Raw genomic sequence first — 23854 nt, 5'->3', positions numbered from 1 at the left:
CGGAGAACGAACGACGATTGCCTCCCCGAGAACCCCATGCAGGTCAGCGAGCACGTTCATCAGGGTGGGGTGGGGCGTTGTGCGGTCCTCGTCAGTTGAACTCGGCCGCATGGTCGATGGCCCACCTTGCGAAGGTGCCGGCCGGATGGCCGGTGAGACGCTCGACATGATCGGTGACGCGATGGGAATCCGGCCGCCGCCCCGAGGCGGCGATCAGTGCATCCACGAGCGGCCCGGGACGACCGTCGGCAAGCATTCGTGACCGCGCGAGATCGGCGGGAAGCACCTGGAATCGCAGATCGCGCCGGAGTGCAGCACCGAGGAGGGCGATCTGGTCGGCGCGGCCGAGTACCTCGGGACCGGTCAACACATGCGGGCCATAGTCCAGTTGATCGTGATGTGCGAGCAATACGGCTACGGCTGCATCAGCGGCGTCGCGCTCGTCGATGACGGCTGTGCGTGCCGTCTCTGGACCCGACACGACATCACCCGCCCGTATCTGTTGCACCCAGCCACGGGCGTTGGAGGCCAGCGTGTCACTACGCAGCACCACGGGTCGCAGGCCGGCATCGTGGAGCAGGGCTTCCATGTCCGCGTGCACTTGAACGATGGGATCACTCTGACGAGCGGCTTCGTCGTCCACAGCGCTCGAGGACAGGTAGACGACTCGCGGCCCAGCCGTGGTGAGTTCGGCGATCAGGTCGCGGGCAGCGGCGGAATCGAGCAGGGGCCAGATCAGAAATACCGTGTCGATGCTCACGAGCGCCTCGCGCACGGTACCGGGATCCGTGAGGTCGCCGACCACCCATTCGACTCCTGGTCGCGGCCTGGTCTGACCGCGCGCAAGGCATCGTACGCGCGCGCCGTGGGATCGGAGACGGTCAACGATCTCTCGGCCGAGGTTGCCGGTGGCGCCGGTCACGAGGATCGACGGACGGTACGGGGAATTCGTGGAGGGGGTGGTGTCAGGCATGATCGTGACGCTATGGGTTCAGGTCGACATGAAGGCAAGGTGCGTGTGGTGATGACGATCGGGGAAGCCGCCACAGAGCTCGGCGTCGAGGCTCACGTGCTGCGGCACTGGGAAAACGTTGGCGCCCTCACCGTGCGTCGCGATGGCAACGGCTACCGCATCTACGACGACAGCGCGCTGGAACAGGCCCGTACCGTGCTGAAACTGCGACGCGTCGGGCTCTCATTGCCCGAGGTTACTGCTGCCATGGCACCGAAGAAGTCGGCGGCGCAGGCCGTCGTGAGGGCGAAGATCGCGGCACTCGAGAAAGAAGTCGCCCATAGGCAGCAGGCAATCACTTTCCTGCAACACACTGTTGAGTGCCGGCACCGATACCTCGACGACTGCCCGGACTGCACGATGTTCGTCCGTGGAGCTTGAGCCGCACTCCCACTGGAATGGGCAGCCCCGACGGTGCTCGGCCTTCCCGGCCCGGCCGAGTGGTGAGAGCGCGGCACCGCTCTTGCCGCCGCAGGGGCAGGACACCAGGGTGAGCCCGTCGCGGGTTTGCCGACGGCCGCGCAGCCACGCCTCCACCTCCCCGGCCCCGAACCGCGGACTCTCGTCGGTGCTGAGAAGTCCGGCTGCCGGCACAGTCAGTTGACGACAGCCACGTGGCCCGCGCCCGCACGCGGCCCGATCTGCACCCATGGAATACTTCTGCCACACCGAGACCGGCCGAACTCCCTTGCGTGGCACAAGGAACTGTTGGAAGACCACCGGTCCTCCATCAGCTCCCTGGACCAGGGAGTGATCTTGCCGGTTCCGTGTCCGCGGGCGGGGACGGGCGCGGGCCGGGCGGTGTCCTGCGGGGGCGCGGGACGGTTGCACCGGGCGGCACGGATGCGCCCGGAGGCCTCGCGGTAGTGCCGCTGGGCAGACCGGCGTACCCGGCAGACGTCCACGAAGGTCTGCAACTGTTCGGCGTTGGCGGGCAGCCCGCAGCGTCTGATGATGCGCCACGCGGTGGGGCGCGCGGAGTGCGTGGCCCGGTCCCCGTCGAGGCGGACGAGGCCGCTCAGGAGTGGTGTGCCGGCTCGCTCATACTCCGAGGCGAGCGCGGAGCCGAGGGCCCACGCGGTGCGGATGACCTCCGGCGCAGGTGCGTCGAGGCCGCGGTGCCGGCCACTGCGCTCGTCTGTCGGTTGCCTGGTCCGGCGGCGCACATGCCTGTCTCCTCCTGGACGGACGCTTGCGCCTGCCCACCGAGGACCACAACACACGCCGGGTGTGCGGCACGGACCGGGACCTGATCACGGCCCGCCTCGGAGGAGACCGGGGCGACCGCCAGAACGAAGACGTCTGGGGCCACCCCGCCGTTGAAGTCGTTCGCGGACCGGTCGGGCCGACTTCTGATCGCTTCCGATGCTGCCTCGGGGGCGGGGCTTCTCGGCGAAGGAGGTCACCACGCCGCAGCTGCTTCGTGTTGGCGCAGAGGTGGCCTGCGCGTAGGAGGTCAGTTGTTGCCGGCGGGGGTGCGTGGGTCGCGGAAGCGGGCCTTCTTTGCGCGGTTGCCGCAGATGTTCATCGAGCACCAGCGGCGGTTCTGGCCCTGGCTGGTGTCGACGTAGAGGCCTCGGCAGTCGGGGTTCTGGCAGGTCTTCACCTGGCCGCGCTGGGGGCCGCCGAGGAGGGTGACGGCGTCGTGGGCGATGCGGCTGAGCGCGCCGCGCACATGGTGTCCGGTGATGGGCTGCCAGCGCAGCCCGGTCTGGGTGAGTTCGGGGCAGAGCTGCTCGTCGCGCAGGAGCCGGTTGAGCACGGCTCGATCCGTCTCGGTCGTCGGCTCGTCGTGGGCGATCGCGGTGCCGATGCGGTGGATCGCCTCACGGAGCCGCCGGGCCAGGCCGCCTCGACCGGGCTCGGGCTCCCGATGGCCGATCTGCTCTCCGAACTGCTCACCGACGCGATCGAGGCCGGGCACGGACAGGACGACTGGGCCTCGCCGGCCGACATGCAGCGCCACCGCGACCTCGACGAGGCCGGCCGGTGACCACAGGAACACCCGCCACCACCACGCCCGAACACACTCAACACGCAAGGTTGCCGTGGGCGGCACTGCTGGCGCTGGCCGCGGCGGGGTTCCTCGCGATCTTCACCGAGACCATCCCCGCCGGACTCCTCCCACAACTCTCGGCAGGGCTGAGGATCTCCGAATCCGCAGCGGGGCAGCTGGTCACGCTGTACGCGATCGGGTCGGTGCTCGCTGCGATCCCGCTCGTGGCCGCGACCCGACGGGTGAGCCGGAAGAAGGTACTGCTGGCCGCGGTGCTCACGCTGCTGGTGTTCAACACCGTCACTGCGCTCGCACCCGGGTACCCACTGATCCTGGCGGCCCGGTTCATCGCCGGTGCGGCCGCCGCGCGCGTGTGGGGTGTGCTGGCCGGGTACGCCCGCCGCCTCGTCCCGCCCGCCCAGCAAGGACGCGCGCTCACCGTCACCGGGATCGGCCAACCCATTGCGCTGGCCGCAGGAGTCCCGCTGGGGGCACTCGCCGGCTCGCTCGTGGACTGGCGGTGGGTATTCGCCGCGATCTCACTGGCCGCGGCCGGCCTGGCCGCGTGGATCGGCGCCGCCGTGCCCGATGCCCCCGGCCAGGCGCCGTCGGCGCATCTGCCGCTGCGGCGCGTGATCCTGCTGCCCGGTATCCGGGCGGTGCTGGTCGTCGCACTCGCGTGGGGGCTCGCGCACAACATCCTCTACACCTATACCGCACCCCTGCTCGCCCCGACCGGGCTGCGCCTCGACATCGGGCTCGCGATCTTCGGCATCGCCTCCTTCGCCGGGATCACCGCCACCGGCCTGCTCATCGACCGGGCCCTACGAGCAACCGTGCTCGGCGTGCTCACCCTCATGGCCACAGCCGGCCTCGCCCTGGCCAACCCGGCCCTTGGCGCCGTGCTGATCGCTGTCGCGATCGCGGTCTGGGGCCTCGGCTTCGGCGGCGCGCCCGCGCTGCTGCAGACCGCCCTGGCCGACCGGGCCGGCGAGCACACCGACGCCGCCCAGTCCGTATTCGTGACCGTGTTCAACCTGGCGGTGGCCGGTGGTGGCATCGTCGGCGGCGCGGTCCTGGCCACCCACGCGAGTGCCCCCGCCCTGGCCTGGACCGCGCTTGGCCTGACCATCGCAGCGTTCCTCGTCGTCGTCGCCCGAACCCGGGCATTCCCTGCCACACGTGCAGAAACATGACGCGCCCGCCCCTGAGACCTGGCGTTCCGGGACCGGGAAGTCCGTGATCTGGACGCAGGCTGAGGTCCTGCCCGGTGGCACGATGCGCATCCTGACCCGCCGACTCGACGGGCCCGGAGAGTGCCCCGGCTGACGAAGGAGATCCGCCGAGACGAGCTCGACGGGCCTCCCGTGGCCGCCGTGATGAACTCCTGGCCGGCCGCGACGAACTCGTGGCCGCCCGGTACCCCTGTCGCACGCATCGGGGACCCGCCGCGCATGCAGGACCCGGAAGAACTCCGGGTCCTGCATGCTGCCTACGCCGAGGAGCCGCCGGCGGCCGTGTGATGTCCGGGGAGACCTACCGGGCTCCCGCAGACTGCGGATGGGGCAGCGAACTGTCCACGACACGGCGTCGGGACCTCACCCCCACGGCCGGCCCGAACCCCACCACGAACGCCAGAACCAGCGCACCGGCCCCGAGGAAGGGCAACTGCCCCGCGCTGTACCCCGCCAGGACCGAAGGAAGTGGGCCGTGACCCGTGCCTCCCGACCAGGATCGTCGTGACCATGTGCGGGGCGAGTGGTGTGGTCGTGCTCGGTGGCCGGTCCACCTCCCGGGTTCTCTCGCGGGCCGCGTCCAGGAGACGCACCAACCGCGCGTCGGCGCGTCCGGCTGCCCGGACGGTCCCGCCTGTCATGTTCGGCGGCTGTAACGGTGCTTCCCCATTCCGGTTCGTGGACGGGTGATTGCGTGTTTGTCCGCACCACGCGGACACAGGGGCGCCGACGTCGCACGGGCGGGGCCGACGGGCGTGGCAGCCACATCAGGCGGCGCGGGGCCCACTGCCCAGTCTGGTGGAGTTCCGGGTGACATGCGACTCACCGAAGCTCACCCCGGGGCGCCGCTGCGGGACCGCCTCTCCGTGAGGAGTGCAGGTCCGCCCTTCGGTCGCGCGTCGCATGCTTGTTTGTCAGCATGGAGAACTGTACGGACGATGCACCCCTGCACAACACTCCACGAGCCCTGCGCACCCGAGTGCACCCCTGGTAGCGCCGCATCGCGGGAGATCGAGTCATGGCCGTCACTTCTGCTTCCTCGTCCTCAGGACCCTTCGAGAACGACAACCACGCCAACGGCATCCCGGTCGCCGAGCCCGACCCGGTCCAGCCCCCGTCCACCGAGCCTCCGGCGTGCGACACCCGGATCGTGCGGGCCGCCATCCACCCCGCGATCGGCGTCGCCCGGGTCGGCGACAGCGCCGACGGTTTCTTCCTCGCCCCCGAGACCGACGACGAGCCCCCACTGCCCACCGGCTCGTACAAGGACGCGACCGGCGCCCTGAAGCGGCAGGCGGCCCGGTTCCGGATCTACGGCTACAACGCGGCCGGGGAACCGGTGGCCGAGCTCACCGCGGACAACGCCGAGGTGCGCTGGACCGTGCACGTCGCCAACAAGAAAGCCGACTGGTACCAGTTCCAGCTGGCCCTGGACATCCCAGAGGCCGACCAGGCGGCCGAGAGCCAACTCCGCAACCCCCTGGTCGCCGGTGCGGACCGCCACGGGCTCGTCATCGACCCCGGCCCCCGCTCCGTGCAGGGCCCCGACCAATCAGGCGGTCCCGAACTGTGTTTTGACACAGGGAAGTTCCTCCGCATCCCGGTCTACCTCGGCGAGCTGCGCACCGACGAGGCCGGGCGGCTGATCTTCATCGGCGGCCGGGGCGTCTCCGAATCCGTGGACTTCAAGGAGGCCGAGGACTTCGCCAACAACGACGGCTGGTACGACGACGTCTCCGACGGCCCGGTCACCGCCGAGGTCCGTGTCGACGGCCGCAAGCTGCACGTCGAACCGGCCTGGGTGGTGGTCGGCCCGCCCAACTACGCGCCCGAACTGAAGTCCGTGCGCACGCTGTACGACCTCCTCCGCGACGCGTTCACCACGGCCGGAATGCTCCCCGAACCGGAGCAGGTCTCCTTCACACACGACATCCTGCCCATCCTGCGACGCCTGTGCGATCTGCAATGGGTCAACCAGGGCCTGGCCACCCTGTTCGGACACGGTGGACGCGAACACTTCCTCGCCCCCGATCTGCTGGCCGCCCTCGCCGACCCCGGCGCGCGCCACAAGGAGTTGCGCCGGCAGATCTCGAAGGCCATGCGTGACCCGGACCGGGACGGCACATCACCGATTCCCTGGCCGCCCGTCTACGGCGACGCGATGAGCCTGCCCGCCGTCTCCGCACGCCAGCACCTGGCCCTGTCCCCGCTCCAGACACGGCTGCTGGAGCGCTGGACCCGCGGCGACTTCGTCCCCGACCACGTCCCCGGTCCCGGCGCCACGCACACGGAACTCGACCAGCTGCCGCTCGCCGTCCGCCCCGCCGCCCTCGACCGCGCGGCCCTGTCCTTCTGCCTTGCCGACGCCTTCCATCCCGGCTGCGAGATCACCTGGCCGATGCGCCACACCACGCTGTACAGCGCGCCGTTTCGCATCCGTCTGCGGAGCAGCCAGGAACGTTCCTACGGCAAGGTGCTCACCCCGAAGACCGCGCTGTCGTACGACGGGCCGCTGTACGCCCAACGACCCGGCGGCCTGACCCGCTGGATGGCCGTGCCCTGGCAGACGGACACCGCGAGCTGCCGCTCCGGGTACGAACGCCGGTACGACCCGTATCTGCCGACGTTCTGGCCCGCCCGGGTGCCCAACCACGTCCTCACCGAGGAGGACTATCTGATCGCCCTCGACCCCACGCGCCCGCGTGAGGAGCGCCTTGAGGCGTTCTACCGGCGGGCCTCCTGGGACCGCTGGCTGCCCTCGCCCTACAAGGCCACCATCAACGCCATGGTGAAGGACTTCGGCAGGCTCGGCCTGGTCGAACGCCGTCCGGGCGTCACCGACGACCCCCTGCTGCCCGCCGAGATGCTCGTCGAGTCCGAAGTCTCCTTCCCCGCCGAGCCGGCCCCGCCACACGGCCGCAACCTGCTGAGCCTGCACGTGCCGCTCGCCGCCGACGAGCGGCTGCGGGACGCCGTCCTGGCGACCGCCGTCGCCCTCGCCGAGGAACCCGACGAGGAACTGTCGGCGGGCTACATCGCGAAGGTCGCCCGCTTCCCGGGCAACCGATGACCCGGCACACGACGGCCCACCCCGGCGGCCGACGGTGACGCGTCACGACGTCTACGACGCGGTCGTCGCCGGCGGGGGACCGGCCGGCGCGGTGGCCGCCCTCGTGCTCGCGCGGGCCGGGCGGCGCGTGGCGATCGTGGACGACCCACCCGCCCCCGCAGCGTGCGCCCACAAGGTCGGCGAAAGCCTGCCCTCGGCCGCCGCCCCGCTGCTGCGCGACCTGAACCTGTGGCCCGACAGCACCGCCGCGCCCCACTTGCGCTCCACCGGGATGTACGTCTCCTGGGGCTCGCCCGTGCTGCACGAGCGCGGCCCGGTGCAGGACCCGTACGGCGCGGGATGGCAGCTGGACCGCCTCCGCTTCGACGCGTTCCTGCGGGAAGCGGCCCACGCGGCGGGCGCTGAGCCGCTCCGCGGGCGGGCCATGGACGCCGTGGACGACGGCCCCGGCCTGCGCCTGCTCGTTCGCCAGGAGCACAGCACAAGGGAGCTGCGCTGCGCCTGGGCCGTCGATGCGACGGGACGGCGCGCGGCCCTCGCCCGGCGTCGAGCGGTCCGTCGGCGGCAGGACCGGTTGGTTGCCGCTCACGTCCTGATGTCACGCCAGGAAAACCCCACCAGCGGGGAGTCGGACCGGGAGACCAGGACCGTCGTCGAAGCGGTACCGGGCGGATGGTGGTACACGACGCTGACCCCCGTGGGCCGGATCGTCGCTCATCTGACGGACCCCGACCTCGCCGACCCCCGCCTGCGCACCCCCGACGGGTTCCTGGGCGCCGCCCTGCGCACCCGGTACATCGGCGCCCGCCTCACGGCCGGGGACTTCACCGGTCCGCCGGCTCCGCGCTGGAGCACCGCCCACGGCCTGCGCCTCACGCCGTACGGCGGCCGGGGCTGGCTCGCCGCCGGTGACGCGGCACTGGCCTTCGACCCGCTCTCCTCGCAGGGCATCCTCACCGCTCTGCACAGTGGAGCCCGCGCCGGCCTCGCCGTGGCCCTGTGCCTCGCGGGCGCGCCGCCCCGCCCGGTCCTGGCCTCGTACACGGACTTCCTCGACGGCGTCGCCACCGCCTACGTACACCATCACGCGAAGGCGTACGCGATGGAAACCCGCTGGTCGGAACTGCCGTTCTGGCAACGGCGGGGGGCCGTCCGCCCACACGACGGCCAGGGGCTCCGCGAGTAGAGTGGGCAGAGGGGCAAATCACCCGTTCTGGGGGTTCCATCATGGTTTCGCAGCCGCATTGCGTTCTGGACGCAGTGGAAATCACCCAAGCCGTACAGAACCTCAACCACTCGGTGACCCTGATCGCGGGAAAGACCACTGTCGTCCGGTTGTATCTCAGGAGCACCTCCGGCCCGGCAGTCTCCGTGAGGGGCGCCATTGCCGTTCGCAGCTCCCCGGCGGAACCGGCCGGCACGATCGCCTCCGTCAACGCGATCACCCTCGATCCGGTCCAGCCCCACGACCTCGCCACGTGCCGTGGGGACGCCGGACTCAGCCTCAATTTCCTGCTGCCCAGCTGGCTGACGGCCGAAGGCCCGCTCAGCGTCACGGCGGTGAACGTCGTCGACGCGGGCAGCGGGATCCCGCTGCCGCTCACCGGTTCTGCCGGACCCACGGTCTGGTTCAAGGCCGGGCCGCCGCTGCGTCTGCGCATTCTGGGTGTGCGCTATCCGTTCGGCAGTCCCGCCACCGTCCGCGCCCCACGGGAGAAGGACTACCAGGCACTGGTCTCCTGGCTCCGGCGCGCCTATCCGGTGGCCGAGGTCATCAGCACGCGCGGAGTCGTCGACGCGGTCGTCCCGCCGCAATTCGGCCCCGAGGACATCAATGCCCAGCTCGCCGCGATCCGGTCGCTCGACATGAGCGCCGGCGGGGACCAGCGCACGCACTACTACGGGCTGGTGGCCGACAGCGGCTTCTTCATGCGCGGTGCCGCCGCGGGCATACCCGCGCTGCCCGACCCCACCACCGTGGCGTCGGGACCAACCGGCTCCGCCGACTTCGGCTGGGACTTCGACGGCACGTACGGCGACTGGTACGGCGCCCACGAATTGGCCCACACTCTGGGCCGCAGACACCCCGGATTCTGTGGGGAGAGCCACGACGACCTGCTGAACTACCCCTTCAAGGACGGCCAGCTCGGCGACGAGACCCACGCGTTCGTCGGCTTCGACGTCGGCGACGAGGCCCTGGGCCTGCCGATGAAGGCGCTGCCGGGGGATCAGTGGCACGACGTGATGACCTACTGCGACTTCCAGTGGCTCAGCTCCTACACCTACGAGGGCGTGCGGCGCCGCCTGCTCGCCGAGGACGCCCTCGTGTCGGGCACCGGCCCGGTCCCCGAACCAGCCCCGATGGTTCCGCTGCTGACCACCACGGTCAGGGCGGGACTCGGTGGCAGCGGCGGGCGGCCCGACGACCGCCACCCCACGCGCACCGTGACCAGGGTGACATCGACGGGCCCCGGCGCACAGGCGGGGGCGGGTCCCGGCCCGGACGGGGCGCCCGAACAACTCGTCAGCGTCGTCGGGACGGTGAACCTGACCCGCCACGAGGGCAGCATCCGGTTCGTCAACCCGGTGGACCGGTCGGCCGTTCCCCCGAGCCCGCCGACCGGGCAGGAGGCGGCGGACGGCGTACAGGCCCCGACGGCCGTGCTGCGGATCCTGCAGTCCGGGGGGACACCGCCGCAGGAGATCCAGGTGCCGGTCAAGTTGAACTCGGAACTGGAGCCGAGCGCCGACCGGACCGGCCTGATCGACGCGGTGGCGTCGGCCGGATCCGCTCCGGAGGCGGTCGAACTGGTCGTGGACGGTCAGGTGATGGACACCTTCCGGCCGGGCGGCAGCCCGCCCGCACTGCGGACCGTGCGGTCCGCGGGCACCGAGGAGGGCATGCTCGGCATGGCCCTGGAGTTCGACCAGGACCTCGAGCCCGACCTCTCCTACTCCGCACAGGTCAGCGCGGACGGGGGCCGCACCTGGCAGACCCTGGGCGTCGGGCTCAAGGAGCCCACGGTCCACCTCGACCGCGGTCAGTTCCGGCCCGGGGACGACGTCCGTCTGCGCATCACGACGACCAACGGCTTCAGCAGTACGGCGGCGGAGACGGCACTGTTCTCCGAGTGAGGCCCGCGCGGCCCGAGAACAAGGAGGGCGCACACCGACGCGCCGGAGACGACCTCCGTCCCCGGCGCCCGGCTGTGACCCACGGGCGGACGGGGGAAGTCCCTCGGGACTGCCGTCCGGACACCGGGTCTCGCGTTTGCGTGGCGCGCGCACGGAGAATGGTCGCGTAGGCGAACTGGGTCACCACGTGAGGTGGGCTGGAGGGGGCTACCTGAGAACGCATCTGGGTCTGGTCGGAAACCGGTCGGCCTCGGTTCTGGCCGGGTCCTGTAGCCGCGCACCTTCATAAGAGGGCGTTTTCGTCTCAACTGCCCGCTTGTTAGAGGATCCTCGGAGTGTCGGGCTGCGGTGCAGGTGAGGTTGTAGAGGCGGTCGATGCCTGCGGGGCGGGTGGGGTTGCGGATGAGACGGAAGGCTACGTGCTCCTGTGGCATTTCAGGATTCCGGCCCCCGCGGCAGGGCCCTGGCTCTTCGGCCCTACGGCACTGCCCACGACGCGAGCGTCGCCTGGACCGAGGACGGCACTCCCGTGGTCTTTCACGGTCTCGACCACCCGCCACCCCCGAGGCAGCCGCCGACGAACTCCTGATCTCCGGCTTGGTAGATCTTCTCGCGTCCGTGTTGAGAGGAAGGGGGTGAGAACGGACAGCCGTACCCTTGCGGATCCTGCCAGACGATCCCCGCGAAGCCGTCGCCGCCCTTCGCGGTGGCGCCGGGCGGGACGAGGACGTAGGCGACGGATACTGCAGTGTGGGCTGATCCGGGCGGTGCGGGGTTTTTGCGGGTGTGGGCGAGGTGGCAGGTGCGGCCGACGTTCAGGAGGACGGTCGTTTTCCCTGCGGCGCCGGGTCCGGTGACGATCAGTGAGGGCCGGGCGTTCTTCCATGCTGCGGGGCGGGTCGCCGGGCCGGGGCGGGGGGACGGGGCCGGTGGTGGCGAAGCGGCGCCAGCCCTGCCAGGTGGTCAGGGGCCAGGACGGCTCGGCCCCGCCGTCGCCGGCGGGTGGGCTGCTTGCGCTTGGCGGGCTCGGGTTCACCATGCGGCGGCTTCCTCGTAGGCGTTGTAGAGCCCGAATCCGACGGCCGGGGCGGGGCTGAAGCCGTTGATGCTGTCGTCCTCGTCCTGGTGTGCCGGGCGTTACTATGCCGTGCCCATCAGCTGGCGGGCGCGGACCGACAACGTTTTCATCCTCAGGGAGGGCGAGGGCGTACGCATCGAGCTCACGCCCGATGTGCTGTAGAGAGGCGCCTGATCGTTCCTGCCCGCCACGCCTCGTCTGTGCCACCTGAGAGACGGGCGCCCCGCAGGACATCCAGCACCGATCCAAAACCTCCAGAGTGGGCGTCGCAGGATGCGGCGAACTGCCGGGCGGCCGACGAACGCAAGCGCGCCTCCTTTTCACTATGGGTAATGTCTGATTACGTTACGTATTCCGACTTGCGGCGAGCCCTGGGAGCACGTGTGACACAGATCCGGATTGCCACGTTTAACCTGGAGAACTTCGACGAGCCCGCCCCGAACGTGCCGCACCCGTCGCTGGATGAACGCATCGCGTTGATGAAGCCGCAGATCACCCGGCTGCGCGCGGATATCGCCTGCTTCCAGGAAGTCCACGGCCAGGAACGCCCCGGACAGCCGCGTGACCTGCTCGCCCTCAAGGAGCTCCTCGCCGACACCAACCTCGCCGGTGCGTCCCTGACCAGCACCAAGCCCGCTGACGACGCGGTCTTCGACATGCGCAACCTGGTCATCGCCACCCACCTGCCGGTCATCAAGCACCAGCAGTTGAAGAACGACCTGGTCAACGAGCCCCGCTACCAGCGGCTCACCGCCAACCCCCCGGACACGGCGCCGGTCACGATCGGTATCGAACGGCCCATCCTGCACGCGCAGATCGACATCGACCACGCAGCCCCCGGCCGGCTCCTGCACGTCATCAACGTGCATCTGAAATCCAAGATCCCCAGCGACATCCCCGGCCAACTGATCGGCCCCCGGAAGGACATCTGGAGCAGCGCCGACAGCTGGGCCGAAGGCAGCTTCCTGTCATCCATGAAGCGAATGAGCCAGGCCCTGGAGGTCAGGCGCCTCATCGACCAGATCCTCGACCACGACCCGGATGCGCGCATCATCGTCGCCGGTGACTTCAACGCCGAGCCTGAAGAAGTCCCGGTCCTGGCGATCTGCGGCAACGTCGAGGACACCAACAACGGCGAACTTGCCACCCGGGTCCTGGTCCCCATCGAGCACACCATTCCCAGCGAGGCCCGCTACACCCTTTTCCACCACGGCCGCGGCCAGATGATCGACCACATGCTCGTCACCCGCAACCTCCTCGCCCACTACCGCGGCTCAGAGATCCACAACGAGATCCTCCACGACGACTCCATCGCCTTCGCCACCGACATCAAATACCCCGAGTCCGACCACGCCCCCGTCGTCGCCACCTTCGACTTCGACTGACCCTCAAGCGCCCTGCCGCGCCACGGGGTCGTCCGGCCGACGCCATCGAGATTCGTCAGCCGGACGCGGTCAGTGACACCTGCTACCAGACCAGCGCCCGACCCCACCGTCGACGTCCCCGGTGCCCGGACCAGCGCCGTGCCGGAGGAACGGGCTGTCGACGGGCCGCAGACCTGGACCATCCGACTCCGACGTACGCCTCCGGGGATCCCATGGAAGCTCTGTTCAACGTCATCCCCCTCCTCCTGATCGCCATTGCGGTATACGCAGCCATCGTCCTGCTCCGCCGGTCCCGTCAGGTCAGCGACGCCTGGTCCAGATGCCCTGACACCCGGGCCCGAGGCCCGTCGCTGCCGCGACGCCCGCTTCCCGGATCACCAACCTGCCCCTCCAACCGCTGCCCAGGAACAGGACCTGGACAGCAAGCTGGACCGGCGCCTGGCCCAGGTGACCAGCCGGTGAGCGACACCATGCACATCGTCCTGGACGACACCGCGATGGCCGCAGCCGGCCGGGCAACGTCCTCGCTTCCTGTCTGATCCACCGCGCCCAGGCCGAATCGGGCTGGTTCCTGTATGCCCCGGCATGCGCGTTAGTCGAAGCCGACCGCGCCCGGCCCTGCACGGTCGAACACCTGGCTTCCCTGCCCGGAATCACCGTCCTCGATCTGGACCTGGCCGCCGCCCTGGCCGTCGCGCGACAGGAGGCGTGGGCCGCGGCGCACAGCCAGTACGCGGCGCAGCCCACCCCGGACCGTCCCGACGGCGCGATCATCGCCACCACCGCCCCGCACCGGTGGACGGGCGAGCCGGTGCGCGTACTGGATCTCAAACGGCGCCGGTGGACCACGACCGGCACCAGTCTCATGAGTTTGAAGACGCTCGACCGGCTTGCCCGGCGGCTGGCCGAACGCGTCCTGCGCGACATCGATCCGCAGTCGGTGAGCGTCTGGGACATCATCGAGCCAGACGTCCTGTCCCTGGATGACACGCTGCGGCGCCTTGGGCTTGATCCGCTTTGACGGACATCGGAGATCAGGGGCTTCGGCCCCGGAAGGATGATGTCCGTCATGGAGAGCATGGGGAAGAAGAAGCCGCGTCCTCGCCGCTCGTTCACGCCGGAATTCAAGGCCGAGATCGTCGAGCTGTGCCAGTGGGACGGCCTGACCAGCGGCGAACGCGAGGAACTTGCCGCTTCGCGGCGGGAGAACCGCAGGCTGCGGGAGGACGTGGAGATCCTCAGGCGTGCGACGTCTTTCTTCGCGAAGGAGACCCGGTGACGGTGCACCTGTTCATCGAGGCGGAGAAAACCGCAGGTCACAACGTCAAGCGTACGTGTGAACTACTCAAGGTCTCCCGAGCCGCCTTCTACGCCCGCCGCACAGGCACAACCGGACCCCGCGCGGTGCGGGACGCCGAGCTGACCGAGAGATCACTGCCGTGCACGAGCAGTCCTGGGGCACCTACGAGGCCCCGCGCGTTCACGCCGTCCTCCAGCGCGAGGGCGCCGGCTGCGGGCGCCGCAGGGTGGCCCGGCTCATGCGCCTGGCCGGACTGGCGGGGCGGCACCGCAGAAGCCGACACCGCACCACGCTCCCCGACCCCCACGCGGCCACCCGCCCCGACCCGGTCCTTCGCGACTTCCGTAGTGCCGGCCACCTCGCCTCCTACGCCGGACCCGCCCCGGCCACAAAGTCGTCGGGGACCTCGATCCACGGCGAACACGCACCACGGGGAGGCAACCGGCAGCTCAAACGGGCGATGTTCCTGTCCGCGTTCGCAGCCCTGCACGATCCCGCCTCCCGCACCTACTACGACAAGTGCAGAGCCCGAGGAAAGATCCACACCCAGGCTCTTCTCCGGCTTGCCCGGCACTGCATCAGCGTGCTGTTCGCGATGTTCCGCGACGGCACCTTCCACGAACACCGAGCACCCCGCCTCGCTTGACGAAGGACATGGAGGCCCTCGCGTCCGCGCGTTCATTTCCGTGGCCTGCGCTCAGCAGCTGCGTCGCGGTCGTCGCACGCAATTGTCCCGGTGCCGTGTTTGCCGCCGAGCAACGGCCGTAGTCGTACGTACGGGCCCCGGTGCCCCGAATCTCGCCGACGAACAAGACCGGGTGGCTGGGCAGGACGGCGGCCATCCGGGCGGGCTTCCCCTTGCTCAGGGCCCTGTCTCGGGCTCGGTGACGGGGAACTCCTCGACAACGTGACAACGCCGGCCGGGTATGCCACGGCCGTCATCTTCGACGCGGCAGGCCGGGCGGCGCTTTCATGCTCATTTCACTTCTGGATGCGGCAACGGTGGTTATGGAAAGGGACAGTTGGGACAGCGTGCCGCCTCAGTGCCAGCGCTCGTGAGAGATGTCTGCGGAAGCGCTGGTGAGCTTTGCGATCGAGCGACGGTCGGCGTTGACGGCGACGGTTCGGCGGGCGATACGGGCGAGCGGGATGTCGCTGGCCGAGTCGGTGTACAGGACCGCGTCCTCCGGGGCGAACCCCAGCGCTCGGACGGCGCCGACCTTTGCCGCGCCCACGTTGTGCGCGACGAGTCGAGGCCCTCGTGGGGTGAAGTCGAGCCGGGAAGCGGCCAGGGGGATGCCGTGCAACCCGACGCCGTCCAGAAACGCACGCGCGAGGTTCTCTTCCGAGGCTGTCGCCACGACTGTCGGACCGAGAGTGCGGGCGTACCGGCACCTTGCCACGGCTTGCTTGACAGCTGTCCGGGCTGCCATGGTCCGCCCTGTCACGGTTGCCAGTTTCTCGTACTGGCCGCAGGTCATTCCGCGCAGCGCCAAGGCTACGATCGCCCGGTGCATTGCGGGCTTCAGCGCGCCTCCGGGCGGTGTTGCCGAGGCGAGCAAGAACGGTGGGATCGCAGTGACGAACCGGAGAGGATGAGTTGCCAGACGGGCTGCGACCAGTGACGCCATCGTGTCCTCGCTGGTCAGGACGCCATCAAGGTCGAAGATCGAGGTGATGTTCTTGGCCGGGTTCACTGCGGGACGGCGTCGGCTTTCATCTCGACGAGAAGGCCTGCGGCAACGAGCGCGCCCGCCTCGACGACTGTCGTGACAGGGGAGATGCCGCGGAAGAATTCTCCGTGGCCAGCGCCCGCCGAGTCGTGGACAGCGCCCGCCGAGTCGGAGTCGGCACGACCGAAGGTCTCGCGTGCATGTGCTGCTGCGTCGGCACCTTCGGCGGGCCCGGCCGTCATGCCGGCGACGAAGGCACGCTTCCCGATTCGGACGGCCCGGGGGTACCCGAGCACAGGCTCGCGGGAGGAACACAAGAAGGTGTTCCCGCGTCGGGACATGTGTTCCCTCGATTTCAATGCGTGTGAAAGCCGGGGTGAAGCGGAGGCCCGTGCTGCCGAGTCGGCCACACTCACACACGGGGTGGTAGTGGTTCGTCCGGCCGTGGAAGGCGGGTTGCAGCGTCTCGATCCTGCCATGATGCGCCGTCGCTCCGATTGCCCGAACATGTGGAAAGTTGACTGTTTCTGTCTGTGATTGTGGACGTGCTGGGCGGAGGGAGTCAAGAGGAGGTCCAGGCGGGGGCTTCGATGGATGCCTCTGGACAGCCGCGGTGGAGCGGCTGGATTCTCACGCTGCTCCTGGGGAGGGGGCCCACCGTGCCCGATGCAAGAGGGAGTTGCCGACGCCGAAGGAAGTGGTTGGCCGTCCTGCCTTCAGGCCGCGAGGGTTTCAGGCCACGACGATGTTGTCGCCCGCCGCGCCGAGGGCGTCACTCAGGTCGTCCGGGCAAGGGCTGTCGGTGACAAGGGTGTCGAAGCCGTCGAGTTCACAGACGCGGTGGGCGGCCGTGCGTCCGAACTTGCTGGAATCGGCGAGTACGTAGCGGTGGGACGCGTTGGCCAGCATGGTGCGCTTCGTTGCGACTTCGTCGAGGTGGAAGTCGGTCAGGCCGTAGGAGGCGATACCCCCGGAGCCCAGGAAGACCGCGTCCGCGCGAAGGTTGCTGAAGAATTCGACGGTCTGGGCGTTGGAGCAGGCCAGATCGCCTCCGCGCAACCGCCCGCCGCTGACCAGGACCTCGACGTGCGGACGGGAGCTCACTTCGGCGGCCACGAGCAGGGAAGGGGTGGCGATGACGCCGACGTGGTCGGCGGGCAGAGCGCGGGCCACCTCCAGGGCCGTGGTGCCGACATCGATGACGACCGTCTGGTTGGGTTCGATCAGGGCTGCCGCGGCGCGGCCGATGGCCTGCTTCTCGGCGAGGAAAGCGCTCCTGCGCTCATTGAAGGATGCCTCCTCCCCGACGGGGGACTGGACGGCGGTGGCCCCTCCGTGGACGCGTGCCAGCTCGCCGCGGCGCTCCAGGAGAGCGAGGTCCCTGCGGATCGTCTCGTGGGAGACACCGAGCAGGCTGGTCAGGTCGTCCGTCGTGATGAATTTGAGCCGAGTGATCTCGGCGACGATCCTGCGGTGACGCTCGGCTGCTAGCACGTCCGGCCCTCTCTGATTGACTGTTTCTGTGGAACCCTGACTGCATTCTAGGGCTCATGTGATGTCCGAAACGCGCTGTCGGCGGCCTCAAAGTTGGCTTTCTCTGCAGATCAAGGCGGTTTCTGCGAGCTGATCGGCAGTGGTTCACCAGGTCGGGAGGGCGACCCCTTGACGGCAAACGGGCAAGGGTCCACACTCTCAGCAGTCAATAGTCCACACAAACGGTCACGAGGGTGCTATTGACAGGCGTCGAGGTGGCGCGCGGATCGCGCCCTTGCAGCCGTCCCACGGACAGGCTCCAGCGCATCCCTGGGGGACGCGCCTTGATGCCGATCACATTCGGTTCTCCCACCACCCGCTGGCTTTCACGGCTGTGGCGGGGCACTCTGAAGCAGGGAACGAGGGCATGGCCAAATCAGAAGCAGGTGCTCAGGCGCCAAGAACGGCTGAGGTGCAGCAGGGCGAGCCGAACCCGGTGATGGCGCGAGAGCTGGGCTGGTACGCCTCGTTCTCCGTGGCTTTCGGGTTCGTGTCGATCGCGACAGGCATCTTCACGGCCTACGGCTCGGTGCTCGCCACCTCGGGCCCGCGCGGCATCTGGGCCTGGCCGATATCCGTGATCGGCCAGCTCTGCATCGCCCTCGTCTTCGGAGCGCTGGCGGCGCGCATCCCGATCAGCGGCTACTCCTACCAGTGGGTCTCACGGATCGTCGGTCCCGTGTGGGGCTGGATCATGGGCTGGATCTCGTTCGCCTTCCTCGGGGTCGTCGTGGTCGCCGTGGACTACACGATCGCCTCCACGATCCTCCCCGAGCTGTTCCAGTACGTCGGAACGACACAGAACGCCTGGGTCATCACGGCCGGCGTGGTGCTGCTGCAGGCCCTGCTGGTCGCCGCGTCCACGCGTATCACGCACAAGGTCAACAGTGCGGCGGTGACAGCACAGCTCATCGGCATGATCGCGCTGACGGTGCTGCTGTTCGCGGTGGGCTACTTCACCGGCAAGCTCGATTTCGCCAACCTGTTCGACACCGGGACGGTCCCGGAGAGTGGCTACTACGGTCTGGGCGACGGAACCCATGCCGGCCCCTTCGCCCTGGCGTTCCTGCTCGGCGCGTTCACCATCGTCGGATTCGAGTCCGCGGCAAACCTGGCGGAGGAGACCAAGAACCCCGCCCGTGTCATCCCCAAGGCGATGGTCCAGGCCGTCCTGTCCCTGGGCGTCCTCGGCTTTCTCTTCCTGATCGCCGTGACCGCCGCCGTCGGTCAGGTCGACGGCGCCACCGAGTCGGCCACCCCGGTGGCCACCGTGATCACCGCCGTCCTCGGGTCCGTGGTGGGTAAGGCCCTCCTGGTCCTCGTCGTGGTCTCGATCTTCTCCTGCGGACTGGTGATCACCCTCAGCGGAACCCGCCTGGTCTACGCGATGTCCCGGGACGAGCGCTTCCCCGGATGGCGCCTGCTCAAGCGCATCCACCCCCGGACGGCGACGCCGCTGAACGCCACTGTGTTCATGATGATCATCGCGCAGATCGTCCTCGCGGTCTTCTCCCGTTCCACCGACGCACTGTTCCAACTTTTCTCCGCCGCCACCCTGCTGCCCGCCGTCATCTACGCCGGCACGGTCGCGATGTACGCGGCCAAGCGCTCCTCCCTGCCGCCGTCGCGCGGCTTCTCCCTGGGAAGGTGGGAGGTCCCGGTCCTGCTTCTGGCCGCGGTCTGGCTGGTGTACGAGCTGCTCATCTTCCGGGACGCCTCCTTCCGCGGTCCCTGGGCCTACGTCCTGGTGCTGTGCGGGATCGGCGCCGTCTACCTGGTGGCGCTCATCGTCCGGCGTGGCCGCGCCGCCCTGACCATGCCGGACATGGCTGACGTCGACCGGGCCCTGGACAACACCACCGTGTCCTCCGCGGCCGGCATGGAAGGGGCCCCGCGATGACCACGATCCTCGCCATCGACCAAGGCACCTCGGGCACCAAAGCCATCGTCGTCGACGCCGAGGACGGAACGGTCGCCATAGCCGAGGAGACCATCCGTCCCACCTACCTGCCCGGCGGAGGCGTGGAACAGAACCCGCACGAACTGCTCGATTCCGTCCTCACCGCCGGCCGCCGGGCCATGAGCATGGCCGGCCGGCCCATCGACGGCGTGGCCCTGGCCAACCAAGGGGAGACCGTTCTGGCCTGGGACGAAGCCACAGGAACGCCGCTGTCCCCGGCGATCGTCTGGCAGGACAGCCGTGCGGAGAGCATCTGCGCCGAGCTGGCCGAGCACCGCGAGGCCATCGCACAGCGCACCGGTCTCGTTCTCGACCCCTACTTCTCCGCGCCCAAGATGGCGTGGCTGCGCCGCAACCTCACCCGTGACGGGGTGGTGACCACCACCGACACCTGGCTCGTGCACCACCTGACGGGCGAGTTCGTCACCGACGCCTCCACCGCCAGCCGTTCGCTGATCTTCGACCTGGACGGCGCGGCGTGGGACGGGCATCTCGCCGATCTGTTCTCCCTCGGCGACGAGCGGCTGCCGCGCATCGTCGGCAGCGACGAGGTCGTCGGTACCACGCGCGCCTTCGGGCAGGAGACGCCGGTGGCAGGCCTGATCGTCGACCAGCAGGCCGCTCTGGTCGCCGAGGCGTGCCTGGAGCAGGGCACTGCCAAGTGCACCTACGGCACGGGCGCGTTCCTGCTGGCGAACACGGGGCCGATCCCCGTGCGCTCCAGCGCAGGCCTGACGACATCGGTGGCCTGGCAGGCCGCGGGGCAGACCCGGTATTGCCTGGACGGTCAGGTCTACACCGTGGCCTCGGCCGTACGCTGGTTGCAGGACCTCGGTCTTCTCCGGTCCGCCACCGACCTCGACGCGCTGGCCGCGGAGGACAGCGAGGGCGTCATGTGCGTCCCGGCGTTCGCCGGACTCGCCGCTCCGTGGTGGGCTTCCGAGGCCACGGCCTCCCTCACCGGCCTGACTCTGTCCACCCGCCGCGAGCACCTCATCCTGGCTGTACTCCAGGGCATAGCCGCCCAGGTCACCGAGTTGACGGCCCTCGTCGGCCGCGACCTCGACCGGCCCCTGAACCGGCTGCGCGCCGACGGCGGGCTGACCAACTCCGCTGCTCTCATGCAGGCCCAGGCCGACATCGCCCAGCTCCCCGTCGACATCTACCCCAACGCGCACGCCACCCCCCTCGGCGCCGCCGCGCTCGCCCGCTGCGCTCTTGACCCCGCCGTCAGCCTCGAAGAGGCCGTCGGCCACTGGCAGCCGTCGGCTGTCTACGAACCCCGCTGGTCCGAGGACCGGGCCCAGGAGTTTCGCACCACATGGGCGCAGGCCGCCGCAGCGTGTGCCACCAAGGGAGACCACTCATGACCCCCACCCCCCACCGTCCTCACCCCGAAATCTTCGACATCGCGGTGATCGGAGGAGGCATCGTCGGCTCGGCCATCGCACGCGAACTGTCGGGCCACGATGTCTCCGTGGCGCTGCTCGAAGCCCGCGACGACGTCGGAGACGGAACCAGCAAGGCCAACACCGCCATCCTGCACACAGGCTTCGACGCGAAACCGGGCACCCTGGAGTCCCGACTCGTGGCTCGCGGCTACCACCTGCTGAGCGATTACGCCAAGGCCACCGGAATCCCCGTCGAGCACACCGGCGCCGTGCTGGTGGCCTGGAACCAGGAAGAGCTCGACGCCTTGCCCGCCCTGAAGGAGAAGGCCGAGGCCAACGGATACGAGCACTGCCGCATCGTCGACGCGGACGAGGTGTACCGGGTCCTGCCCGATCTCGGCGAGGGCGTGCTCGGCGGCCTGGCCGTTCCCGACGAGTCCATCATCTGCACCTGGACCACCAACCTCGCCCTGGCCACGGACGCCAAACAGCGCGGGACGACGCTACTGCTCGAACACGCCGTGACCGGCATCGACGTGGGCGACGACGCGACGACGCTGTACACCGCCCGGGGCGACGTGCGAGCCCGCTGGGTCGTCAACGCGGCAGGCCTCGGCGCCGACATGATCGACCAGCTCTTCGGCCACGACCGCTTCACCGTCACCCCCCGCCGCGGCGAGCTGTTCGTGTTCGACAAGCTGGCACGGCCCAAGGTCGGCAAGATCGTCCTGCCAGTGCCCTCCTCCCGCGGCAAGGGCGTGCTCATCTCCCCGACGATCTACGGCAACGTCATGCTCGGCCCCACCGCCGAGGACCTCACCGACCGCACCAACACCGCCACGTCCGAGGACGGCTACGACTTCCTCCTCAGCAAGGGTGCGCGGCTCATGCCGAGCCTGCTCAGCGAGGAGGTCACCGCCAGCTATGCCGGACTGCGCGCCGCGATCGACCGCGACGACTACCTCATCGAAGCCACCCCCGAACAGCGGTACCTCCTTGTGGGTGGCATCCGCTCCACCGGCCTGACAGCCGGCATCGCCATCGCCGAGCACGTCACCGGGCTCCTGGCGGAAACCGGTCTCGGGCTCCGCAGCCGCAGCGACCTGCCTGCCCCGCCCCGGATGCCGAACATCGGCGAAGCCACCACACGCCCCTACCAGGACACCGACCTCATCGCCGAGGACACCGCGTACGGCACCATCGTCTGCTTCTGCGAACGGGTCACCGAGGGCGAGATCCGGGACGCCTGCCATGCCCCGGTGCCCGCGCGCAGTCTGGAAGGGCTGCGCCGACGCACCCGGGCCATGAACGGCCGCTGCCAGGGCTTCTTCTGCGGCGCGGCCGTCGCCGCCCTGCGCACCCAGCACCAGACCGACGACGGCTGCTGCAGCCAGCACAAGGACAAGTGATGACCCACCAGCTGCCCCTCATCGAGCCCGATGTTCTCATCATCGGTGGCGGCCCCGCAGGGCTCACCGCAGCCGCCGAACTCGTCGACCGCGGTGCCGGCCGGGTCATGGTCGTCGACCGGGAAAAGCATGCCGGCGGCATTCCCCGGCACAGCGACCACACCGGATACGGCCTGCGAGACCTGCGCCGCGTGATGACCGGCCCCGCCTACGCCCGTCACTTGACCGACCGGGCCACACGGTCCGGAGCGGAGATCCGCACCAGCACCATGGTCACCGGCTGGTCCGACCAGCACACCGTCGACGTCACCAGCCCCGAGGGCCGCTATCAGATCCGTGCCCGTGCCATCGTCCTGGCGACCGGCGCCCGCGAACGGCCCCGCACCGCACGCCGCATCCCCGGAGACCGCCCCCACGGGGTCTACACCACCGGACAACTCCAAAATCTTGTCCACCTCCACCACCAGCCCGTCGGCAAGCGGGCCGTCATCGTCGGTGGCGAACTGGTCAGCTGGTCCGCGGCCATGACCCTCCGCGAAGCCGGCTGCACCCCTGCGCTCATGATCAGCAAGTACCCGAAGGCAGAGTCCTACGGCGCCTTCAACGCGGCGGGCCGCACCATTCTCCGCGTTCCGGTCGCCACCCGCAGCCGTGTCACCCAGGTCCTGGGCAAGGGCCGCTGCGAGGCTGTCGAGATCGAGCACCTCGATACGGGCAAGCGCCGAACGGTCGAATGCGACACCGTCGTCTTCACCGGCGACTGGATCCCCGACCACGAACTCGTGCGTTCCGCGGGCATCACCCTCGACGAGAGCACCCTCGGCCCCCTCACGGACACCGCGCTGCGCACCAGCCGACCCGGGGTCTTCGCCGTCGGCAACATGCTCCACCCCGTCGACACCGCCGACGTGGCCGCCCTCGACGGCAAGCACGTCGCCCAGCAGGTGATCAACCACCTGGACGGAAGGAGCAAGCCGGCCGAAGGGGTCCGCCTGATCGCCGACGCCCCGTTCCGCTGGATCGCACCGCAGATCCTCCGCCCGGGCGATCCTGCTCCAGCCCGCGACCGACTCCTGCTCTGGACGGACGAGTTCGTCCGCTTCCCCAGGGTGACGGTCCGTCAGGACGGCCGTGTCGTCACCCGCCGCACCCTCGCCTGGCCTGCGGCCCCCGGCCGGGTCTTCCGCATCCCGTCCTCGGTCCTCGACGGGATCTCCCGCACCGGAGGCCCCGTCCACATCACGATGTAGCCCGTCGTGCTGCCCGTCTGCGGTGGTGGCCACCACCGCAGACGGGCAGCGCTTTCAGGAGCGCCGGTAAGCCGGCCGCACGAGTGACACCGGATGGCGATGAGACACTGCTGGTCGCTACGGTCGCTGGTGTATCTCGAACCCAACGACCCTGGTCACAGCGGTGAAACCGGCACCCGAAGACGACAATTGCTCACCGGCCCCCCCACCACTGCGGATGCTCCCGGTACCACCCCACCGTCCGCATCGGCCCAGCGGCGAAGGAGGCCGCGGGTCTGTGCTCGCCGGAGGCGTTCGGGTGCGTGCCGTCGTACGTGTCGCGGTGGAGGTCCCAACCAGCGCGGCGGGAGACGGGAGGCAGGGACGACCGAGGGGTGCGGAACCTCCCTCGATCCGCAGGGGTATGACCGGGCGCTGGCCGAGCTGG

Annotated in this window: 18 protein-coding genes and 2 pseudogenes; 15 read left to right on the top strand and 5 right to left on the bottom strand. The window is 69.7% G+C overall.

What is annotated here, in order from left to right; all coding sequences use genetic code 11:
* Positions 1-91: 91 nt before the first annotated feature.
* A complete protein-coding gene (locus OCT49_RS00715) occupies positions 92-973 on the bottom strand; it encodes an SDR family oxidoreductase (RefSeq protein ID WP_283849928.1) in 882 nt (293 codons plus the stop codon).
* Positions 974-1024: 51 nt separating this feature from the next.
* Between OCT49_RS00715 and OCT49_RS00710 the strand changes: the two genes are divergently transcribed.
* The gene (locus tag OCT49_RS00710; protein ID WP_283849927.1) at positions 1025-1393 is read left to right on the top strand and encodes a MerR family transcriptional regulator; all 369 of its coding nucleotides are present in this window, start codon (positions 1025-1027) and stop codon (positions 1391-1393) included.
* 1075 nt (positions 1394-2468) lie between these two features.
* Here OCT49_RS00710 and OCT49_RS00705 read toward each other — a convergent pair.
* Complete coding sequence (locus tag OCT49_RS00705) at positions 2469-2813, bottom strand: CGNR zinc finger domain-containing protein (RefSeq protein ID WP_283855628.1); 345 nt, start codon at positions 2811-2813, stop codon at positions 2469-2471.
* Positions 2814-2828: 15 nt separating this feature from the next.
* On the opposite strand from OCT49_RS00705, the gene OCT49_RS00700 reads away from it, so the two are divergent.
* The 10 genes and pseudogenes from OCT49_RS00700 to OCT49_RS39995 form a co-directional block, all read left to right on the top strand.
* Positions 2829-3005, top strand: coding sequence for a hypothetical protein (locus OCT49_RS00700; RefSeq protein ID WP_283856031.1), 177 nt, complete (start codon positions 2829-2831; stop codon positions 3003-3005).
* Positions 3002-4204 carry an MFS transporter gene (locus tag OCT49_RS00695; RefSeq protein ID WP_283849926.1) on the top strand — a complete coding sequence of 401 codons (1203 nt, stop codon included), beginning with the start codon at positions 3002-3004 and terminating at the stop codon, positions 4202-4204. The genes OCT49_RS00700 and OCT49_RS00695 overlap by 4 nt, the downstream gene beginning before the upstream one ends.
* A 1057-nt stretch (positions 4205-5261) precedes the next feature.
* Positions 5262-7313, top strand: a complete 2052-nt coding sequence (locus OCT49_RS00690) for a LodA/GoxA family CTQ-dependent oxidase (protein ID WP_283849925.1) — start codon at positions 5262-5264, stop codon at positions 7311-7313.
* 34 nt (positions 7314-7347) lie between these two features.
* Complete coding sequence (locus OCT49_RS00685) at positions 7348-8499, top strand: NAD(P)/FAD-dependent oxidoreductase (RefSeq protein ID WP_283849924.1); 1152 nt, start codon at positions 7348-7350, stop codon at positions 8497-8499.
* Positions 8500-8573: 74 nt separating this feature from the next.
* The gene (locus tag OCT49_RS00680; protein ID WP_283849923.1) at positions 8574-10448 is read left to right on the top strand and encodes a hypothetical protein; all 1875 of its coding nucleotides are present in this window, start codon (positions 8574-8576) and stop codon (positions 10446-10448) included.
* A gap of 1461 nt (positions 10449-11909) precedes the next feature.
* Positions 11910-12911, top strand: coding sequence for an endonuclease/exonuclease/phosphatase family protein (locus tag OCT49_RS00670; RefSeq protein ID WP_283849922.1), 1002 nt, complete (start codon positions 11910-11912; stop codon positions 12909-12911).
* A gap of 470 nt (positions 12912-13381) precedes the next feature.
* A pseudogene (locus OCT49_RS00665) lies at positions 13382-13740 on the top strand (PIN domain-containing protein); the annotation flags it as partial.
* A 42-nt stretch (positions 13741-13782) separates the two neighbouring features.
* The gene (locus tag OCT49_RS00660) at positions 13783-13932 is read left to right on the top strand and encodes a hypothetical protein (protein WP_283856030.1); all 150 of its coding nucleotides are present in this window, start codon (positions 13783-13785) and stop codon (positions 13930-13932) included.
* Positions 13933-13980: 48 nt separating this feature from the next.
* Positions 13981-14190, top strand: a complete 210-nt coding sequence (locus OCT49_RS00655) for a hypothetical protein (protein ID WP_283849921.1) — start codon at positions 13981-13983, stop codon at positions 14188-14190.
* 127 nt (positions 14191-14317) lie between these two features.
* Positions 14318-14857, top strand: a pseudogene (locus tag OCT49_RS39995) (IS3 family transposase); the annotation flags it as partial.
* A gap of 394 nt (positions 14858-15251) precedes the next feature.
* On the opposite strand, the gene OCT49_RS00640 reads toward OCT49_RS39995, so the two are convergent.
* The 3 genes from OCT49_RS00640 to OCT49_RS00630 all read right to left on the bottom strand — a co-directional run bounded on the left by OCT49_RS00640 (position 15252) and on the right by OCT49_RS00630 (position 17378).
* Complete coding sequence (locus tag OCT49_RS00640) at positions 15252-15908, bottom strand: HAD family hydrolase (RefSeq protein ID WP_283849920.1); 657 nt, start codon at positions 15906-15908, stop codon at positions 15252-15254.
* The gene (locus OCT49_RS00635; protein WP_283849919.1) at positions 15905-16225 is read right to left on the bottom strand and encodes a RidA family protein; all 321 of its coding nucleotides are present in this window, start codon (positions 16223-16225) and stop codon (positions 15905-15907) included. The genes OCT49_RS00640 and OCT49_RS00635 overlap by 4 nt, the downstream gene beginning before the upstream one ends.
* Positions 16226-16616: 391 nt before the next feature.
* Complete coding sequence (locus OCT49_RS00630) at positions 16617-17378, bottom strand: DeoR/GlpR family DNA-binding transcription regulator (protein WP_283849918.1); 762 nt, start codon at positions 17376-17378, stop codon at positions 16617-16619.
* A 406-nt stretch (positions 17379-17784) separates the two neighbouring features.
* Here OCT49_RS00630 and OCT49_RS00625 point away from each other — a divergent pair, with 406 nt between their 5' ends.
* From OCT49_RS00625 to OCT49_RS00610, 4 genes are read left to right on the top strand one after another with little or no spacing between them, the layout of a single operon-like run.
* The gene (locus OCT49_RS00625) at positions 17785-19317 is read left to right on the top strand and encodes an APC family permease (RefSeq protein ID WP_283849917.1); all 1533 of its coding nucleotides are present in this window, start codon (positions 17785-17787) and stop codon (positions 19315-19317) included.
* Positions 19314-20747: an FGGY family carbohydrate kinase gene (locus OCT49_RS00620; RefSeq protein ID WP_283849916.1), complete on the top strand. Its 1434-nt coding sequence runs from the start codon at positions 19314-19316 to the stop codon at positions 20745-20747. The genes OCT49_RS00625 and OCT49_RS00620 overlap by 4 nt, the downstream gene beginning before the upstream one ends.
* On the top strand, positions 20744-22177 hold the full coding sequence (locus OCT49_RS00615; protein ID WP_283849915.1) for an NAD(P)/FAD-dependent oxidoreductase: 1434 nt from the start codon (positions 20744-20746) through the stop codon (positions 22175-22177). Before OCT49_RS00620 ends, OCT49_RS00615 begins: the two co-directional genes overlap by 4 nt.
* Positions 22177-23427: an NAD(P)/FAD-dependent oxidoreductase gene (locus OCT49_RS00610; RefSeq protein WP_283849914.1), complete on the top strand. Its 1251-nt coding sequence runs from the start codon at positions 22177-22179 to the stop codon at positions 23425-23427. Before OCT49_RS00615 ends, OCT49_RS00610 begins: the two co-directional genes overlap by 1 nt.
* Positions 23428-23854 lie beyond the last annotated feature (427 nt).

This window comes from Streptomyces sp. ML-6 (assembly GCF_030116705.1).
GTDB lineage: Bacteria > Actinomycetota > Actinomycetes > Streptomycetales > Streptomycetaceae > Streptomyces.
The sequence above is the reverse complement of the archived record's forward strand: the minus strand, read 5'-3'. Positions and strand labels throughout refer to the sequence as shown.

What these genes read in the sequence shown, in the direction of transcription:
- OCT49_RS00710 (WP_283849927.1), top strand. Translation starts at nt 1,025, where the DNA reads ATGACGATCGGGGAAGCCGCCACAGAGCTCGGCGTCGAGGCTCACGTG.
- OCT49_RS00610 (WP_283849914.1), top strand. Translation starts at nt 22,177, where the DNA reads ATGACCCACCAGCTGCCCCTCATCGAGCCCGATGTTCTCATCATCGGT.
- OCT49_RS00615 (WP_283849915.1), top strand. Translation starts at nt 20,744, where the DNA reads ATGACCCCCACCCCCCACCGTCCTCACCCCGAAATCTTCGACATCGCG.
- OCT49_RS00635 (WP_283849919.1), bottom strand. Translation starts at nt 16,225, where the DNA reads ATGTCCCGACGCGGGAACACCTTCTTGTGTTCCTCCCGCGAGCCTGTG.
- OCT49_RS00620 (WP_283849916.1), top strand. Translation starts at nt 19,314, where the DNA reads ATGACCACGATCCTCGCCATCGACCAAGGCACCTCGGGCACCAAAGCC.
- OCT49_RS00625 (WP_283849917.1), top strand. Translation starts at nt 17,785, where the DNA reads ATGGCCAAATCAGAAGCAGGTGCTCAGGCGCCAAGAACGGCTGAGGTG.
- OCT49_RS00655 (WP_283849921.1), top strand. Translation starts at nt 13,981, where the DNA reads ATGGAGAGCATGGGGAAGAAGAAGCCGCGTCCTCGCCGCTCGTTCACG.
- OCT49_RS00690 (WP_283849925.1), top strand. Translation starts at nt 5,262, where the DNA reads ATGGCCGTCACTTCTGCTTCCTCGTCCTCAGGACCCTTCGAGAACGAC.
- OCT49_RS00715 (WP_283849928.1), bottom strand. Translation starts at nt 973, where the DNA reads ATGCCTGACACCACCCCCTCCACGAATTCCCCGTACCGTCCGTCGATC.